This is a genomic window from Nonomuraea sp. NPDC049695, assembly GCF_040674955.1.
Taxonomy (GTDB): Bacteria; Actinomycetota; Actinomycetes; order Streptosporangiales; family Streptosporangiaceae; genus Nonomuraea; species Nonomuraea helvata.
This window is the reverse complement of sequence record NZ_JBFANV010000234.1, coordinates 1-1,452: the sequence shown is the minus strand read 5'-3', so window position 1 is coordinate 1,452 and position 1,452 is coordinate 1. Positions and strand designations below refer to the sequence as shown.

Annotated in this window: 2 protein-coding genes; both read right to left on the bottom strand. The window is 65.6% G+C overall.

Features of this window, described 5'->3' with window-relative positions:
* Positions 1 to 1,181, bottom strand: a 1,181-nt coding sequence (locus tag AB0J64_RS57260) for an N-acetylmuramoyl-L-alanine amidase (RefSeq protein ID WP_364047262.1), incomplete at its 3' end; no start/stop codon positions are given.
* A 10-nt stretch (positions 1,182 to 1,191) separates the two neighbouring features.
* Positions 1,192 to 1,452 (bottom strand): hypothetical protein (locus AB0J64_RS57255; RefSeq protein ID WP_364047259.1); only part of this gene is annotated, 261 nt, incomplete at its 5' end.

Below are 1,452 nucleotides of genomic sequence, written 5' to 3'. Positions count from 1 at the left end.
TCCGCCGAGGCGTTCTTGGAGAAGGTGACGATGTCGTCCTTGCCGTCACCGTTGAAATCGGCGGGCGAACCACCCAGCATCGGAAGACCGCCGCCGTCCGCGTTCACGAGCGACATGTAGTAGTTCCAGTTCCAGTGCGGGCCCGGGTCGGTGTGGTCGTTGCCGGGCAGTTCGTTGTGGCCGACGATGTTCGCGCGAGTGCGCGGAATTCCGTGCTTGTCGGCGAGATAGCGGGTCAGCGCCGCGGAGGAACGGTACATCGCGTCGGTGAACCACGACGGGTTGTCCACGAAGCCCTCGTGCTCGATGCCGAGCGCCTCCGGGTTGGTCGACCGTACGTGATAGGCGGTGTCGCCGTCGCGGACCATCTGGGTCACGTCGCCGTCCGAGGAACGCACCACGTAGTGCGCGCTCACCTGGGCGGACGGGTTCTGGAACCAGTTGATCGTGCCCGCGTACGAGCCTTGCGTGACGTGGATGACGATGTACTTGATGGGCTTGGACCGGCCCGCCGAATAGTTGTTTCCGTTGGCCGGGACCCAGTGCGCGGGCGGATAGTCAGCGCTTTGAACGCTCGCGTCCGCCTGCGTGCTCACGTCGCCGGTGGACTGGCCCAGCGGCTTGACCTTCTCATATTTCCCGCGCTCCGGTACGACCTTTTGCGGTTGTACGGTGACCTTGCCGGCGATGCCTTGGGCGAGAATGCCGTAGACGGTGTCGGCGTAAAGCCGGGCCACCTGGTCACTGGACGCGCCACCGTACGCGGCGACGACCGGGTACCAGGACTCCATGTGCGAGCGCTGGGCCTCCGTCAGGCCCGCCTCGTCCGCGAGCGCCCGCAGAACGGCCGCGCCGCCCCGGATGTTGGCCGCCGTGTCGCTCTTCAGCTTGTCCTGCGATTCGCCGGTGAGCTTGGCCGCCTTTTCCAGCGTCTGCTGCTGCGGGTTGCTGACCAGGTGCATCACGCCGTAGCCGTTCGAAGCGCTCGGCTTTCCGCCGTGATCGTCGAGATGCGTCTCCCCGTAGCCGACCGCCACGAGAAGGTCTCTGGGAACCTGGTACTCCGTCGTGGCCGCCGAGAACGCCTCGCTCATCGGGTCTTCGGCCGCGAGCGCGGGTTTACCGGCGAACAGCATCCCGGAAGTGGCCAGGACGCCGAGTAAGACGTGCTTCCATCGCATGTCGCTCTCCTTAAAGGGTCGTCTCGCCGGGGAGGCCGAAGAAGTCGTGCCATTTGGCGCCGGTGGCGAAGGCGAAGCCGTTGGACAGGCCGACGTACACGTCGTTGGTGTTGCCGAGGGTGAAGGTGACGATGTCGTCTTTGCCGTCGCCGTTGTAGTCGCCGGTGTAGGGGAACTCGCCGGGGAGGGTGAAGTGGTCGTTCCACTTGATCGAGGTGCCGGTGAAGACGCTGCCGTTGGACAGGGCTACGTAGGCGTCGGCGTCGGCGTT